The sequence below is a fragment of the Rufibacter sp. JT3400010 genome, from assembly GCF_054956755.1.
Window position 1 is genome coordinate 27,586 of record NZ_JBUDXA010000032.1, and the last position, 16,535, is coordinate 44,120.

The 16,535-nt window shown below is 48.5% G+C and carries 14 protein-coding genes; 3 read left to right on the forward strand and 11 right to left on the reverse strand.

Going from position 1 to position 16,535, the window contains the following annotated elements:
• Positions 1-70: 70 nt before the first annotated feature.
• The 11 genes from ACY0JR_RS20155 to ACY0JR_RS20205 all read right to left on the reverse strand — a co-directional run bounded on the left by ACY0JR_RS20155 (position 71) and on the right by ACY0JR_RS20205 (position 9,385).
• Positions 71-919 carry a UbiA prenyltransferase family protein gene (locus ACY0JR_RS20155; RefSeq protein WP_462635969.1) on the reverse strand — a complete coding sequence of 283 codons (849 nt, stop codon included), beginning with the start codon at positions 917-919 and terminating at the stop codon, positions 71-73.
• 175 nt (positions 920-1,094) lie between these two features.
• On the reverse strand, positions 1,095-1,655 hold the full coding sequence (locus ACY0JR_RS20160) for an inorganic diphosphatase (protein ID WP_462635970.1): 561 nt from the start codon (positions 1,653-1,655) through the stop codon (positions 1,095-1,097).
• 37 nt (positions 1,656-1,692) lie between these two features.
• Complete coding sequence (gene pafA, locus ACY0JR_RS20165; protein WP_462635971.1) at positions 1,693-3,360, reverse strand: alkaline phosphatase PafA; 1,668 nt, start codon at positions 3,358-3,360, stop codon at positions 1,693-1,695.
• 192 nt (positions 3,361-3,552) lie between these two features.
• Complete coding sequence (gene atpG, locus ACY0JR_RS20170; RefSeq protein ID WP_462635972.1) at positions 3,553-4,443, reverse strand: ATP synthase F1 subunit gamma; 891 nt, start codon at positions 4,441-4,443, stop codon at positions 3,553-3,555.
• A 73-nt stretch (positions 4,444-4,516) separates the two neighbouring features.
• Entirely contained in the window at positions 4,517-6,097 is a 1,581-nt protein-coding gene (gene atpA, locus ACY0JR_RS20175; protein WP_462635973.1) for a F0F1 ATP synthase subunit alpha, read from the reverse strand.
• A gap of 2 nt (positions 6,098-6,099) precedes the next feature.
• Positions 6,100-6,660, reverse strand: a complete 561-nt coding sequence (gene atpH / locus ACY0JR_RS20180; RefSeq protein ID WP_462635974.1) for an ATP synthase F1 subunit delta — start codon at positions 6,658-6,660, stop codon at positions 6,100-6,102.
• 69 nt (positions 6,661-6,729) lie between these two features.
• The gene (locus ACY0JR_RS20185; protein ID WP_462635975.1) at positions 6,730-7,227 is read right to left on the reverse strand and encodes a F0F1 ATP synthase subunit B; all 498 of its coding nucleotides are present in this window, start codon (positions 7,225-7,227) and stop codon (positions 6,730-6,732) included.
• Between the two features lie 110 nt (positions 7,228-7,337).
• Positions 7,338-7,592, reverse strand: a complete 255-nt coding sequence (gene atpE, locus ACY0JR_RS20190; protein WP_123128431.1) for an ATP synthase F0 subunit C — start codon at positions 7,590-7,592, stop codon at positions 7,338-7,340.
• A gap of 36 nt (positions 7,593-7,628) precedes the next feature.
• Positions 7,629-8,714, reverse strand: coding sequence for a F0F1 ATP synthase subunit A (gene atpB / locus ACY0JR_RS20195; protein WP_462635976.1), 1,086 nt, complete (start codon positions 8,712-8,714; stop codon positions 7,629-7,631).
• A 44-nt stretch (positions 8,715-8,758) separates the two neighbouring features.
• Positions 8,759-9,142 carry a hypothetical protein gene (locus tag ACY0JR_RS20200; protein ID WP_462635977.1) on the reverse strand — a complete coding sequence of 128 codons (384 nt, stop codon included), beginning with the start codon at positions 9,140-9,142 and terminating at the stop codon, positions 8,759-8,761.
• Positions 9,143-9,148: 6 nt separating this feature from the next.
• Positions 9,149-9,385: an AtpZ/AtpI family protein gene (locus ACY0JR_RS20205; RefSeq protein ID WP_462635978.1), complete on the reverse strand. Its 237-nt coding sequence runs from the start codon at positions 9,383-9,385 to the stop codon at positions 9,149-9,151.
• Between the two features lie 320 nt (positions 9,386-9,705).
• Here ACY0JR_RS20205 and porW point away from each other — a divergent pair, with 320 nt between their 5' ends.
• From porW to uvrC, 3 genes are read left to right on the forward strand one after another with little or no spacing between them, the layout of a single operon-like run.
• Complete coding sequence (porW, locus tag ACY0JR_RS20210; protein WP_462635979.1) at positions 9,706-12,288, forward strand: type IX secretion system periplasmic lipoprotein PorW/SprE; 2,583 nt, start codon at positions 9,706-9,708, stop codon at positions 12,286-12,288.
• A 1-nt stretch (position 12,289) separates the two neighbouring features.
• Positions 12,290-14,587 (forward strand): penicillin-binding protein 1A, encoded by a 2,298-nt coding sequence (locus ACY0JR_RS20215; protein ID WP_462635980.1) that lies wholly within the window; start codon positions 12,290-12,292, stop codon positions 14,585-14,587.
• A gap of 16 nt (positions 14,588-14,603) precedes the next feature.
• The gene (gene uvrC, locus ACY0JR_RS20220; protein WP_462635981.1) at positions 14,604-16,412 is read left to right on the forward strand and encodes an excinuclease ABC subunit UvrC; all 1,809 of its coding nucleotides are present in this window, start codon (positions 14,604-14,606) and stop codon (positions 16,410-16,412) included.
• Positions 16,413-16,535 lie beyond the last annotated feature (123 nt).

The window sequence follows — 16,535 nt, forward strand, 5'->3', positions numbered from 1 at the left end:
TATGGGTTAGTACTTTTGGCTTCCTTTCAGAAAACAGATCTAAAGCTGGCAATTCGGCTTTGCCGAAGGTTTAGATCAGGAGCCATACCAAGAGGAACTGCACCAGCATCATTCCATCGGCTAGCACCATGAAGTAGTACTGCGAGCGGTATTCATGGGCGTACCAAACCACCAGGGCCGCGCCTATGCCAGCGGTTCCCAAAGCAATGCGCATGTGGGTGGCAGTATCGGCAGGGACTAGGATCGCATATAGCAGTAAAATGACCAAGGCGAGTTTCTTGGTGTTGGGCACGCCCCACTTGGTAGGGAAAGTGACAGTCTGGGTGAGTTTGTCTTTGTGCACATCGCGTATGTCAAAGACCAGCGTGAGCGAGAAAAGGAATAGAAAGCGCCTAAAGAACAGAATGAGGCTGTCAGAGGAGAACAGGTCATGGTCTACTTCCATGAGGGGCAACTGCACGGTAATCGCTGACCAAACGTAGGCAATCAGGAAGACTTTGAGCAAAGGAATATCGCGCAACGGAATATAATGCTCACCTTCGGGCACCACAGGCACGGAGTACAGGCCGGCCACTACCATGAGGTGCAGCAAAAACCAGAAATTCAATTCAAAAATAGCGCCCCAGTAAAGGTAAACGGTGCATAAGGCACTGGCCACCGCAATGAAAGTCAGTTCTAATTTGTTTGCCTTCACCCATTTCATGCGAGGACTTAACGGCACGTCCTGGTTGAATTTGTAGGGCACCAAGCTGTCTGCGTTATAAACAAAGAGGGTGGCGAAGAAAACAATTCCGCTCAGGCGCACCGAAATCGGGATTCCGCTCAGCATATAGGTCTCCAGCACCAGCACTGCGGCACACAGTGAGATGAACATATTGCTGTACAGAATAAAGTCCAGAATTTTCCGGGGGACGTTCATGCTTCTTTAAGGTCAATGGCTTTCCGCTTCCTCTTTGGCAAAGTACGTCTGCGGGAAACATAGGTGCAACTCTATTCTTCTGTTTCTGACCCTATGTTTGTCAAAAGAGTCTAAACTGAAAAGCGCCGCTTTCCTATACGGGAAGCGGCGCTTTTCAATAGTCTCTTTTTACTTCTTACTCTTTATCTCTGAAGGTAGTGTTATACAGCTCAATGCTCTGTTCAATGATTTTGTAAGCATCTTCGCGGCCAAGGAAGTTCTCTACCACCACTTCTTTGTTTTCCAGCTTCTTATAGTCTTCAAAAAAGCGTTGGATTTCCAGCAACGTGTGCGGCGGCAACTCAGAAATATCATTGATGTGCTTCACAGACATGTCATTGGCAGCTACGGCTATGATCTTGTCATCTTCCTCGTTGTTGTCAATCATCTGCATTACACCAATCACTTTGGCGTCAATGAGGCACATAGGCGCTACGTCAATAGAGCAAAGCACCAGAATATCTAACGGGTCTTTGTCATCACAGTACGTCTGCGGAATGAAGCCGTAGTTGGCCGGGTAATGCACTGCTGAAAACAACACACGGTCCAGCTTCAGTAAGCCACTGTCTTTGTCTAATTCGTATTTCGCTTTTGATCCTTTCGGAATCTCAATAATACCGGTTACAATTTTAGGAGCCTCTTCACCGAAGCTTACGTCATGCCAAGGGTTGCTGGCGTTTTTGGTAGTTTCTAACATGTTAATTCTGTATCTAATTTATCTTTTGGCAGATTGTCTACCGCACATATTCCAATAAAGCCCGCCCTGTGGTTCCGTTTGGTTCCTGAATGCGCAGCCATGCCGCTAAACTTGGCGCAATATCTGTAATTTCTGTATGAACGGTAGACTCTCCGGCGGGTATTTGCCACCCGTACCACAACAACGGAATGTGGGTGTCATACGCCCAGGGGCTGCCGTGGGTAGTACCTTTGGGCAATTCCCGTCCATAATTCTCATACCAGCCTGGCTGTAACATGACCACCACATCTCCTGACCGGTAAGGCATATATCCTTTCTCTACCAGCATACCTAGTCCACTTTCCCAATGTGATTTCATTAACGCATCGGCACTGAAAGAGCGCAACACGCCCGGGAAACGCTGCATGAACCGGGCCGTCTCTTCCTGCAAATCGGCTAGGTTGGCTTTCTTGCTTTCCACCACCGCATGATTAAAATAAACCTGCTGATTCATGAAAGTACTCACCCAATCTGCATTCCCAAACTTAGTGTTCAGGTGCTTTTTGAGCGAATCAGTCATCATACGGCTGTTGGTGTTCCCGGCCGGAATACGCAACTGTGTCAGATAAGTTGGGTTGTGGGCAGCGCCATGGTCGGCGGTAAGGAAGATAAGTACGTTTTCTTTCCCTAATTGTTTATCAACAAATTTTAAAAAATCAGCTAAATCCTGGTCCAGGCGCAAATAGGTATCTTCTACCTCAATGGAATTTGGCCCGAACTGGTGCCCCACATAATCTGTAGCCGAAAAGCTCATGGCCAGAAAATCTGTGACGGTGTTTTTGCCCAGGTTTTCTGCTCTGATGGCTTCTATCGCAAAATCTTTGGTGTACGTATTGCCAGCGGGAATGGAGCGCAACAGGTCAAAAGTCTTGCCTCTGTATGCCGGAATGTTGTGTGGAAACACTGGTTTTGCCTCTCCCGTAAAAGCCCCTTCAAAGGACTGATCATCTGAAGTACTTTCTGTGTATTGCTCTATGGGTAACAACGTAGTCCAGGGTTGGCTCAGGTACTGGTCTGCCAGTTTTCGGTTATTGAAAGCCTGCACCCACGTCGGCAACTCCTTCATATAGTACGTACTGGAAATCATGTTTCCGTTACTGCCGTCATACCAATAAGCCGCATCTGCGGCGTGGCCCGCCGGAAGAATGGAACCTCTGTCTTTCAGGCTCAAGCCAATTACTTTGCTTTTCTGATTAGTGGCCAGTTTCAGTTCATCGGTAATGGTAGAAGCAAGCATGTTCACCGGCGACATCTGCCCGGCGGTAGAGGTACTGCCCACTGAAGTGACCGTTTTGTCCTCAGCACAATAGATATTACGGCCGGTAGTGCGGTTATACCAGTCATTGCCTACAATGCCGTGCATAGCGGGTGTGGTACCCGTATAGATGGAAGCGTGCCCCGGGCCAGTATAAGTGGGAACGTAATTGTAATGGTTGTTCCGGAAGTTGAAGCCTTCGCCCATCAAGCGTTTAAAGCCATCACTGGAATACTTGTCCCAAAACCGGTACAAGTAATCGTAGCGCATCTGGTCTACCACTATCCCTATGACCAGTTTCGGTTTATTTAATTCTTTTGCCTTGGACTTCTTCCGCTGTGCCATTCCAGGCATAAGCCCCACCAGTAAAATCAACAGCAATGCCCAACCCAGAATTACTCCTTTTCTCATTCTTATCAGTTTTCAGTTTCGTTTTAGGGCTTGTTTCTGGCAAATACCCTAAAACGCAAATATAGAGGTTATCTGGTTTTTGATGGGTTTTTCTAAAAAAAGCTCAGAAACTTAACTTCTGGTTAATGTAGTCTCCACAAAAACAAAGCGCCCATCTTTCAATGGGCGCTTGCACAATGGTGTAGTTAAACTCTATCTGCTGGCGGCAAGTGCTTCGGCACCACCCACAATCTCCAGGATCTCGGTAGTGATAGCCGCTTGACGCGTTCTGTTATAGGTCAGTTTTAACTGCTTCAACAGTTCACCAGCGTTCTCGGTAGCTTTATCCATCGCCGTCATACGGGCACCGTGCTCAGAGGCATTGGATTCCAATACTGCTTTGTACACCTGAATCTTCAGAGACTTAGGAATCAATTGCTCCAGAATCTCTTCTTTAGAAGGTTCAAAGATGTAATCGGACTCTGTTGGCGTTACGTTCTGCTCACCGGGTGTCTCTTGGATGGGCAGGAATTGCTCTGTCCGGATGATCTGGGTAGCCACGTTTTTGAATTCGTTGTACACAATATCAATCTGGTCGTACAGTCCAGTCCGGAAACCTTCCATCGCTTGTTCAGCGGCTACGCGTACCCTTTCAAACGTCAGGTTCCCGAAGATGGTAGTGTAATCACCGGCCGTAGGCATGTTGCGCTTGGTGAAATACTCGTGGCCTTTCTTCCCGATGGCCATGATCTCAATGTTTCCCGCCGCTGCCTGGGTGCTGTAACGCTCATTGATCAGGTTGTTTACCGCTTTCATCACGTTAGAGTTGAAAGCGCCACACAAACCACGGTCTGAGGTAACGGCAATAATCAATACCCGCTGTACATCACGTTTCTGAGCGTACACATTCTCTCCGCCTTCACCACTTACGTTGGAAAGGTTAGATAAAATGCTGTTCAGGCGCTGCGCATACGGGCGCATACGCATGATATTGTCCTGTGAACGGCGCAATTTAGCCGCCGCCACCATTTTCATGGCTTTGGTGATCTGTTGCGTAGAACCTACAGAGACAATGCGGTTACGTACTTCTTTTAAACTAGCCATTAATAGTTAGTTATAGATGAACAGAAAAAGAAGAGCACACGAATACCGCAATGCTCTTCTCCTGTTGGTTTAATTAGTTACGATATCTGGCTGTGATGTCACGCGCTACTTGCTTCAGCGTGTCCGTCACATTATCATCAATCTTACCAGCTCTCAAAGAGTCCAGAACCGGACGGTGCTGGGCATTCAAGGTCATGGTGAAGTCTCTCTCAAACTGACGTACCTGGTTAACCGGAACATCGTCAATAAGACCGTTGGTACAGCAGTAAATCATAGCTACCTGGTCTTCTACCGCTACCGGGGAGAACTGGGCTTGCTTTAACACTTCCAGGTTTCTGCGGCCACGCTCAATAGTCAGTTTAGTAGCAGCATCCAGGTCAGAACCGAATTTAGCGAAGGCTTCCAATTCACGGAACTGCGCTTGATCCAACTTCAAGGTACCAGCCACTTTCTTCATTGACTTGATCTGCGCAGAACCACCCACACGTGATACCGAGATACCTACGTTGATAGCCGGACGGATACCAGAGTTGAACAAGTTGGTTTCCAAGAAGATCTGACCGTCTGTGATAGAAATCACGTTGGTTGGGATATAGGCAGAAACGTCACCAGCCTGCGTCTCAATGATAGGAAGAGCAGTCAAAGAACCGCCACCTTTCACCAAGTGCTTGATAGACTCTGGCAAATCGTTCATGTCACGAGCGATAGAGTCAGAAGCGTTGATTTTAGCCGCACGCTCCAATAAACGGGAGTGCAGATAGAAAACGTCTCCTGGATACGCCTCACGTCCTGGCGGACGACGAAGCAACAGAGACACCTCGCGGTACGCCACCGCTTGCTTAGACAAGTCATCATACACTACCAATGCCGGACGGCCGGTATCCCGGAAGAACTCGCCAATGGCGGCACCGGTAAACGGTGCGTAGAATTGCAATGGAGCTGGGTCAGCAGCCGGAGCCGCTACTACCACGGTATAACGCATGGCACCCGCGTTCTCTAACGCACTTACAATCTGCGCAACGGTAGAAGCTTTCTGCCCGATGGCTACGTAAATACAGAATACAGGCTCGCCACGGTCAAAGAACTCACCCTGGTTGATGATGGTATCAATCGCTACCGCTGATTTACCGGTCTGGCGGTCACCAATGATCAACTCACGCTGGCCACGGCCAATCGGAATCATAGAGTCAATGGCTTTGATACCGGTTTGCATAGGCTCGTTTACCGGCTGACGGTAGATTACGCCTGGTGCCTTTCTTTCAATTGGCATTTCGTACAACTCGCCTACTAAGGGGCCTTTGCCGTCTATGGGGTGACCAAGGGTGTTTACCACACGGCCAACCATGCCTTCACCTACACGAACGGAGGCAATTTTATTTGTTTTTTTAACGGTGTCGCCTTCTTTAACGTCACTCCAGTCACCCAACAATACCGCACCCACGTTGTCCTCTTCCAAGTTAAGAACAAGGGCTTGCAGACCATTTTCGAACTCTAACAACTCACCAGACTGTGCCTTGGATAAGCCGTAGATACGAGCAACACCGTCACCCACTTGCAGCACCGTACCAACTTCTTCCAGTTCAGCTTCGGTTCTGAAGTTTGACAGCTGTTCTCTTAAAATCGCTGATACTTCATCAGGTCTTACTTCTGCCATGATTATAGTTTAGTAATGTATGGATTCTCTTTAAAATTATTTTTCAACCGCTGCACCTTGGTTTTCACGGTATTATCTACCTGCTGATCACCAATGCGCAGTAAATACCCGCCAATAACGGCTGGGTCTACCACTTCTTTCAACTCTACCTTCATACCGCCGGTACGTTCTACAACCATTTGCTGAAAAGTAGCCCGAAGCTCTGGGGTGAGGGGAACGGCAGTAGTTACCGTTGCTTTCTGGATGCCACTAATCAGGTTGTACTGGTTCACGAATTCACGTGCCACCGACTCCAGAATAGCCTCACGGTTTTTCTGGGTCACAATCCGGAAGAAGGCCATGGTTAGCTCGGTCATGTTCGCGCCGAAAACGGCGGTAATAATAGCCAGCTTTTTATCGTGCTTTATAATCGGGTTGCGCAGCACTAAGCTCAGGTCACGGTTCTCATTCAACGTCTTGGTGAAGGAAAGCATATCGGCGTATACTTTCTCCAGCGAGCCTTGTTCCTGAGACAGTTCCAGCAGTGACTTGGCGTACCGGGAGGCAACTCTTTCGTCTGACATTTTTTTCTCTTGCGTGTTTAAAACGATTCGCTTCCTTTTCCGGGGCGGGAAGCAGCTCGCCGGTCTCTTCTAGCTCAGGTGCGTCTCTTGCAGATAGCTTTGCACCAACGCGCGTTGCGCCTGCTCATCCTGCAACTCACGTCTGATCAGTTTCTCAGCTATGTCAATAGACAAGGTAGCGGCCAGGTTTTTCACCTCCGTTAAAGCTGCCTTTTTCTCGTTCTGGATAGACTCACGGGCTTGCTCAATCATGCGCTGGCCTTCTTCCGCAGCTTTGGTGCGGGCACTTTCCACTAAGTTGGTAGCCACATCGGTCGCATCTTTCAAGATACGGTCACGCTCAACACGGGCTTCGGTTAAAAGGCGCTCGTTGTCTGCTTTCAACGCTTGCATTTCAAGTTTGGCTTTCTCGGCCATTCTCAAAGCAGAATCAATGTTGTCTTCGCGCTCGCGCAAAGCTTTCATGATCGGCTTCCAGGCAAACTTTGATAAAAGGAAAAGTACCACCAAAAAGGTGACCACTTGCCAGAAAAGTAATCCGAGACTAGGGGTTACTAATGGATTCATGTTGTAAGATTAGTTAACGAAAATACTTTTTTTCAACTTCTATATACTTGCTCTTTTACCGCCTCGGCCCGTCCAGACCAATCGTCAGGACGGGCGAGGCGATAGTTCATCTACTCGATGAAAGAAATCAGAAGGCAAACTACCACCCCGAAAAGGGCAACACCTTCAATAAGAGCAGAAGCGATAATCATCGCAGTCTGGATCTGTCCACCAGCCTCTGGTTGTCTGGCAATAGATTCCATGGCAGAGCCACCGATTCTACCAATACCCAAACCAGCACCAAGAGCCACTAAACCAGCGCCGATACCGGCACCCATGATCGCGTAGCCTGAGCCAAGAGACAATGCAAGCAATAATCCTAACATAGTAGTATATATATAGTTAAAAAAAAGGAATTCAGATTAATGAGATGCTTGCACAGTATGGGGCGCATCACCAAAGCCCATATCATCATGATGATCGTGTTCTTCTACCGCGCCGCCAAAGTACATGGCAGACAACAAGGTAAAGATGTACGCCTGCAATAAAGCCACAAACAGCTCCAAAAAGTTCATGAAAGTAGCAAATGCTACGCTCAACGGCCCAATGGCTATGCTTTCAAAGATAAAGATCAAGCTAAACAAACTCAGGATGATGATGTGACCCGCCGTAATGTTGGCGAATAACCGGACCATCAAAGAGAAAGGCTTGGTGAAAATACCAATCACCTCTACCAACGGCATGATAGGAATACCCCACTTCAACCACCATGGAACACCCGGTGTATTAAAGATGTGCCCCCAGTAAGATTTGTTACCACTAAACACGGTGATTAACAAGGTGATCACCGCCAATACTAACGTAACTGTAATGTTACCAGTAAGGTTGGCGCCACCCGGAATCAAACCTAGCAGGTTGTTGAACCAGATAAAGAAGAACACGGTCAGCAAATACGGCATGAAGCGCTCATATTTAGGCCCGATGTTGGTTTTGGCAATGTCATCTCTTACGAAAACGATGATTGGCTCAAAGAAAGACTGAATGCCTCTTGGCGCCTTACCACGGTTCTTTTTGTACGCACCGGCAATGGACAAAAACACCAGAAACAACAGGAGCACACTCACAAACATGGACGCCACGTTTTTAGTTATAGAGAAATCCATAGGACCTACGTGCTCTTCTTCGCCTTTGGCATTGACACGCGTACGCGGATGCCCTTCCTCATTAGCGTAGTAGATATGCCCGTGCTCATTCACGTAGCCGTTATAAGGCTGCAGTTCATGATGTTCGTTGTAGAAATTAGAGGAAGAAAAAATATCCAGGCCTTTTTCCCCATATAATATAACCGGCAAAGGCAAGGTTATCCCGTGCGCAAATTCCCAAACATAGTCATCGCCTATGTGGTGCATGATCATGTCTCCGGGACTGAATTTACCTTCCTGGGGAGATTCTGCCGCTTGGGCTGAAAAAGTAAGTACAGTAAGCAGGAAAACGAGTATCTTCTTCATTAAGAGCTAATTAAAAGCAATGTTTTTCACGTAACCACATTGCCCTATGCATGCTTTTTTGAATTTTGGCGCAAGTTACTCAACAAAGCGTAGATTTCAAATCCGGCATAAATAAAATAAAGGACGAAAAAGTTTAGCACGAATTGTACTAGCTCTTCGGCATGGAAATATCTATATACAAAAACTGCTATTATGGAGAAGACCATGCGCACCCCCATAGAAGCAAAAAAGTACGCGTGCAGGTTCTCTGAATCATGCGTAAGTCCCAGGTAAGACACATAATGCGCAAAACCGGTCAGAAACACAAAGAAGCCCAGCATGTACCAGATATAGGAATGTATCAACTGGTCTCCGGCCACCATGTTGAGAACGGTGATCAACAGCACCAGCACCCCGGTGAGCAAAAGCATGCCTCTGGTAAACTTCACTTCTTCTTAGTTCTTACGCGTAAGGGTCACAATTACAGAATACATACTGGCAAACACCGCCACCATCAACAAGCCTAACGTCCACCAGGAGGTCTTGTTTCCAAAATAGGCATCCAGCTTGCGTCCGCCAATGGCGGCCACCGTCATGATGGCAATCATCTGGAACGCTAAGCCCGAGTATTTCAGGTATGGTTTTACCGCAGGCTTCTTCTCTGGCTCAGTTGGCTGTTGGGTAGGTTCCATACGCGTTTGGTCCTGTTTGTACAAAGGTAGTCATACTAGACTCACCGTAGGCAGAAAGATTTCACCTGTTTTTGCCTCCTTTTAGGGAAACGAGGCAAAAACCAGGAGGTTTTAGACAAAATTGGATTCTGTTCGTGTAGCAGATAGCCAGCAATTTGCGTACGAGAACCTAAAAAAATGTAAATTTGCTTCTTCGTCTTCTATAAGGACTGAACCAAGATTACCTACGCGTACGTTTCTGGCTTGTTTTGGGCAGAATAGATATAAAATAAAAAAAGACCCTGCGCAGTTCTACTAGTATCCCAACATTTGACATTCCGTTGAAGCTGACACGTTTTCTTCTTTTCTTTCTTTTTCTGGGCACCCTGGCAGGCTGCTCCTCTGATAAGCCTTTGGGTAGATTTTACCGCAACGTGAACGCCCGGTTTAACGGGTATTTTCTGGCGCGCACCAAAATGGAGGAAGTAGAGAGCCGCCTGGCCGCCGCCAACGTGAATGACTATAACCGCATCCTGGACATTCTGCCGCCGGAAGACACCACCGTGTTGAGAACCCTGGCTCCTAATCTGGATGAGGTCATCAAGCGAGCTTCTTTTCCTATTGCGCGGCACCCCAAATCACGGTGGATTGATGATTGTTATGTTTTGATTGGCAAAGCCCGTTACTACCAGCGCGAAGATGCCGAGGCCATGAAAACCTTCCGGTTTGTACTGACCACCAGCCCAGACCGCCACGCCCGCCATGAAGCCATGGTCTGGATGATGCGGCTCTATCTTAGGCAAAAAGACTATGACAGCTTCATCTCGCTTTCTGACCAGTTTAGGAAGGAGCGAATGAACGAGGATAACGGCCGGGAATTACTCTTGACCAGAGCGCAATTTGCTAGCATTCAGAACAACCTGCCGCTCATGATCGAGAACCTGGAGTTGGCTATTCCCTTCGCCCGGAAGAAAGACCAGGAATCACGACTTCGGTTTATTCTGGGGCAGTTGTACCAGGCCACCAACCAAGATGCCAAGGCGTATGAGCAGTTTGCGACGGTCCTGAAGAAAAGGCCACCGTATGAACTCGGCTTTTATGCCAATCTCAGTTTGGCGCAGGTAACCGAACTGAAAGACGCCACCGACCAAACCAAAGTAAAAAGCTTCCTTCAGAAACTAGCCCACGACGAAAAGAACAAAGAGTATACCGACAAGATTTACTATGACCTGGCCAAACTGGAGCTTCGGCAGAAAGCATATCCAGAGGCATTGAAGTTGTTGCGTCAGTCTACGGCCACTTCTACTACCAACACGGTGCAGAAAGCGTATTCTTACCTCCTGGCAGGGCAAATCTACTATGACCACCTCCAGCAGTATGGTTTGGCGCAGGCGTACTATGACAGCACGTTGCAGTTTCTTCCGCCTACCACGTTAGGGTACGAAGAATTAGCCGACAGACGCACCGTACTCACGGCGTTCACCCAGCAGTTGGAGATCATTAGGTCAGAAGACAGCTTGCAGGCCTTGGGGCAACTCAATCCAACTGAACGCGCTCAACGCGTAGCCGAGCAGATAAACCGGGAACGGGAGCAACAAGCCGCCGCTGCTTTAGCCGCTACCAATGCCGCTACCGCCGGACCAACCCAACAAACGGCCACGTTGCCCATTGGCGGAGCCGGAACCCAGGGCAGCACCTGGTATTTTGACAACCCGGTGGCCCGCGGAAGTGCCCGCAATGACTTCCTGCGTACCTGGGGAGATCGTCCGTTGCAGGATAACTGGCGCCGCATTACCGCTGTCTCAGGGGCTACGCCGCTCACCGCGGGAGTAGTGACTGGCATGGGGGTGGATAGTACCGCCCTAGCCGCCGCCATAGCGCAGAAACAGCAAGAGTATCTGGCCGCAATTCCGGTGACACCTGAGCAACGCCAAGCGTCAGACAAACGTGTGGAGGAAGCCCTGTTTACCTTAGGCAATATTTACCAGCAGCGCTTGCGCGAACCCCAGAGAGCTGCTCAAACGTTTCAGAAATTACTGGAGCGTTTTCCGGCCTCGGCGCACGCCTCTGAAGCCTACTACAGCTTATATGTGCTTTCACAAGGTTTGCAGCAGCCCGACAAAGCCGCGGAGTATGCCCAGGCTCTGAAACAGCGTTTCCCTACATCTAAGTATAGCAAACTCATTGACCAACCAGACTTCCTGCGGACCTATTCAGCGGAGAACCTGGCGGCGCACGCCATCTATGATTCGGCGTATGTGCTGTATGAAAAAGAAAAGTACCCTGAGACCTTAAGCGTTTTGGCCTCGCTTTCCCAAAAATACCCTCAAAACGACATTCAGGACCAAATCGCTTTCCTACAAGCCTTGGTGGTAGGCCGCACGCAGCCGGCGGTCACGTTCAGGGCAGCCATGGAGCAATTCATCATTCAGTATCCAGAAAGTCCGCTTTTACCCAAGGCCCGTGACTTCATGAACCTGTACTTGCGGTATGAAACCGGTGAGTTGGCCAAAGCTCCCGTGGCAAGTGCCCCTGTGGTGCCCAAGGAAGAAATCCCTACCTACAAAGCGGAGAGAAGCTTGCCACATTCCTTCGTGATTGTGCACACCGGAGACAGCGTGGCTTTGCGGCAACTGATCACGACGTTTGGCACCTATAATGCTCGTTTTCACCCTAAAAAGCAGTTGAAACTGGAACCGGTGCCGTTTGGCAAGGACACTACGCTCCTTCTTATTCAGGCCCTGCCTGACTTTAAAGCGGCCCAGCAGTACGCCAAACTACAAACCACCCGCAATTCTCCCTTAGCCAATTTAAAAGGCTCGAATTTTGCTACCTTTGTCATTACTGATGCAAACCTGGCTTTACTTAGAAAGCTGGGAGATATAGCAGAGTACGTAGCTTTCTTTGAAAAAAATTACCAATAGCATGTCGTCTACGCCTGATAAGAAGTACCGGAAAACCATTTCGGTACTTTGGCTACTTTTTGCCGGAGGATTTGTGTTCTTCGTGTTGTACGTTTTTGCCGTTAGCATCAATTTCCTGAACCTCTTCGGTGATTTGCCAGACCTTAAAACGCTGGAAAACCCTAAAAGCGAACTAGCCTCTGAGGTGTACTCAGAAGACGGTCAGCTTTTAGGCAAGTACTTCCGGGAAAACCGCACTCCTGTGACGTATGAGCAGTTGCCCAAGACCTTGGTAGATGCCCTTATCGCTACCGAAGACATTCGGTTTGAGGAACACTCCGGCATTGACTTCAAAGGCACACTGGCGGTTCCCTACTATAAACTGACCGGCAAACAAGACCGTGGTTCCAGTACGCTTACCCAGCAGTTGGCCCGTAACCTCTTCCGGACCCGTGATGATTTGAACAATGGCCTGCTCAGTGATGTGCCAGGCTTGCGCATGCTCATCATCAAGACCAAAGAATGGATTATGTCTGTGAAACTAGAGCGCTCTTACACCAAGAAAGAGATTATGCTCATGTACCTGAACACCGTAGACTTTGGCAGTAATGCGTACGGGATCAAAGTAGCCGCCAAAACTTTCTTTAACAAAGAACCAGAGCAACTCACCTTGGAAGAAGCCGCCACGCTGGTAGGTGTTTTGAAAGGTCCTTCTTTCTATAGTCCTGTACTTCGGCCGGAGCGTTCCCTGAGCAGACGTAATACCGTGCTGGACCAGATGCTTAAATACCAATATATTGATGAGCCTGCCCACCAAGTTGCCAGTGCTAAGCCTATTAAGCTGGACTTCAACGTAGAGAACCAGAACAAAGGCTTGGCTCCTTATTTCCGGACTGAGATTGGCAAATCTATTGCCCAGTGGTGCCGCGACAACGGCTATGACCTTTATTCTGATGGCTTGAAAATCTACACCACCATTGATTCACGCATGCAGAAACACGCCGAAGCAGCGCTGGAGCAGCACATGAAAGTGATGCAGAAAGAGTTCTTCCAGCAATGGAAAGGCCGCAACCCTTGGATTGATGACAATGGAAAGGAAATTAAAGGCTTCCTGATGAACCGCATGAAAACCACGGCCCGGTACAAGAGCCTGGTGGAGCAGTACGGCGATGATGAAGACTCCATTAAGTATCACCTCAACCACAAGGTGCCTATGAAGGTTTTCTCCTGGAAAGGCGAAAGAGACACCCTCATGAGCCCTATGGACTCTCTGCGGTACTACAAGCATTACCTGCAAGCCGGTTTCATGGCCATGGACCCGCTCACCGGCAAGGTGAAAGCCTGGGTTGGAGGAACCAACTTCAAGTATTTCAAATATGACCACGTGAAGCAAGGAGCCCGTCAGCCTGGTTCCACGTTCAAGCCATTTGTGTATACCACCGCCATTGAAAAAGGCTTCTCTCCCTGCTATACCGTGACAGATGCGCCCGTGACCATCATCAACCCAGACGGAAAACCCTGGACGCCTAAAAACAGTGACGGCGGGTATTCCGGTAGAAGAATGAGTTTACGAGAGGCATTGGCGCTTTCGGTGAACAGCATTACCACGTACCTCATGAAGAAACTAGGGCCTGAGGAAGTAGTTGCCACGGCCAAACGCTTAGGTATTACTACTCCGCTAGACCCGGTTCCGTCTCTGGCATTAGGCTCCAGTGATGTGACCTTGTATGACATGGTGGGTGCTTACGGCACCTTCGTGAACAAAGGCACTTGGACCCAACCTCAGTACCTGGTTAGAATTGAAGACAAAAACGGGAACGTGCTGCATGAATATGCGCCTAAAACAGTAGAAGCGCTTAGCGAAGAAACTGCTTATCTCATGGTGAACATGCTGCAAGGCTCCGCTGATATTAGAGGAGGTACTTCGTACTATGGCCTGCGTTACCGTTTTGGCCTGAAAAATGAAATAGGCGCTAAAACCGGTACTACCTCTAACTACTCAGATGCGTGGTTTATGGGTATCACGCCAGACCTGGCCGCCGGGGTTTGGGTAGGCGGTGAAGACCGCAGCATTCACTTCAGAAGTGCAGCTTACGGACAAGGGAACAAGTTGGCTCTGCCTATTTATGCGCTGTTCATGAAGAAAGTCTATGCCGATAAATCATTGAATGTCTCCAAAGCTGCTTTCCCTAAACCTTCGCAGCCACTTTCTACTAACATTGATTGTGGACGTACAAGTTTTGTCCCTACTGTGGTTGATTCCGTAAAACAAGAGCAAACGCTTACTTTACCGCAGAAGGTGGAGGAAGACCGGTTTTAAGGCTTAAAACTTGTATATGGCTTTTGAGGAATCATTGAAAGAGCAGCTGAAGCACTTGCCCCACCGCCCGGGCATCTATAAATACTATGATGACAAGGGCATTATTTACGTGGGCAAAGCCATAGACATCCGGAAACGGGTAAGCTCTTATTTCAATTCTTCCAAGCAGCACAACAAGAAAACCCTGAAGCTAATCTCCCAGATCAAGCGCATTGAATTCACGATTGTAGACAGTGAAGCAGATGCCTTTTTACTGGAGAACAACCTCATTAAGCAACATCAACCCAAATACAACATCCTGCTGAAGGATGGCAAGTCGTACCCGTTTCTCTGCATTACCAATGAGCGGTTCCCCAGAGTTCTGAGCACCAGAAACAAGCTGAATGATGGTTCCCGGTACTTTGGCCCTTACCCCAGCGTGACGGGCATGTATGTGGTGCTGGAACTTATCAGGACGTTGTATCCACTGCGTACTTGTAGCTATAACCTGAGCCCGGCTAACATTGAAGCGGGCAAATTCAAGGTTTGTTTGGAGTACCACATTGGAAACTGCAAAGGGCCCTGTGAAGGTCTTTATGACGAGACCCAATACAACGAGCACATCCAGCAGATCAGAAATATCCTTTCGGGTAACCTGACCATCGCCAAAAACTACTTCAAAGAAGCCATGTCTGCGGCGGCCGCCGATTTCCAGTATGAGTTAGCCCACCAGTACAAACAGAAACTAGATCTGCTAGACGATTTCCAGGCGAAGTCTACCGTGGTAAGCCACACCTTGACCAACATAGATGTTTTCACCATTACGTCTAATGAGAAATGCGCCTTCATCAACTACCTGCGGGTAATGAACGGTTCTATCATCGGAACGCAATCATTGGAATTGCAGAAGAAACTGGAAGAGACTGACCAGGATATTCTGGCGTCTATGATCATGCAGTTGCGGCAAGACTTTGAAAGCACTTCCAGAGAGATTCTGGTGAATATTGATGACCTGGTGCTGCCTTTAGAAGGCGTTACTGTAACGGTTCCCCAGATTGGGGACAAGCGGAAGCTCCTGAACCTATCTCTGAAGAATGCCTTGTACCTGCGCAAGGAAAAAGAAAGCATGCAGGACAAGTCGAAAGACAGCAATGAGGTGCGCATCATGGAAACCATGAAACGAGACCTTCGTCTGACGGAGTTGCCCAAGCACATTGAATGTTTTGACAACTCCAACTTCCAGGGCGATAATCCGGTGGCCTCAATGGTGTGTTTCCGGAATGCGAAGCCTTCTAAAAAGGATTACCGGCATTTCCACATCAAAACCGTAGTGGGTCCAGATGACTTTGCGTCTATGTACGAGGTAGTCACCCGCCGCTACCGCCGGCTGATGGAAGAAGGCGCCTCTCTGCCTCAACTCATCATCATAGACGGCGGGAAAGGGCAGTTAGGCATGGCCGTGAAGGCCTTGAAAGATCTGGGTATTTACGGACAGGTAGCCATTGTGAGTATAGCCAAACGCCTGGAAGAAATCTTCTACCCCGGCGACAACCTCCCGCTCTACATTGATAAGAAATCAGAGACGCTAAAGCTGATTCAACGCCTCCGCAACGAGGCCCACCGCTTTGGGATTACGTTTCACCGCTCTCTGCGCGATGCTGGTACCCTGCAAACCGAACTAACCAAAGTGAAAGGCCTAGGACCCGCCACCGCTGAAAAGCTGCTGACTAAGTTTAAATCTGTGAAGAAAATAGCTGAGTTATCTCAGCAAGAATTGGAAAGTGAAATCGGCAAAAGCAAAGCCAAGGTTTTGATGGAGTACTTCGCCCAAACCCAGAAGAAGTAAGCTGTTTCAGGAATAGTTTCATCAAAACACCTCTAAAACATAATTTGTCTATTTTCTCTGATTGTCAACGTTTGTTTCAGGCCTACTTTCGCCAAAATAGCCTGAAATCGCCCACCTTGTGAT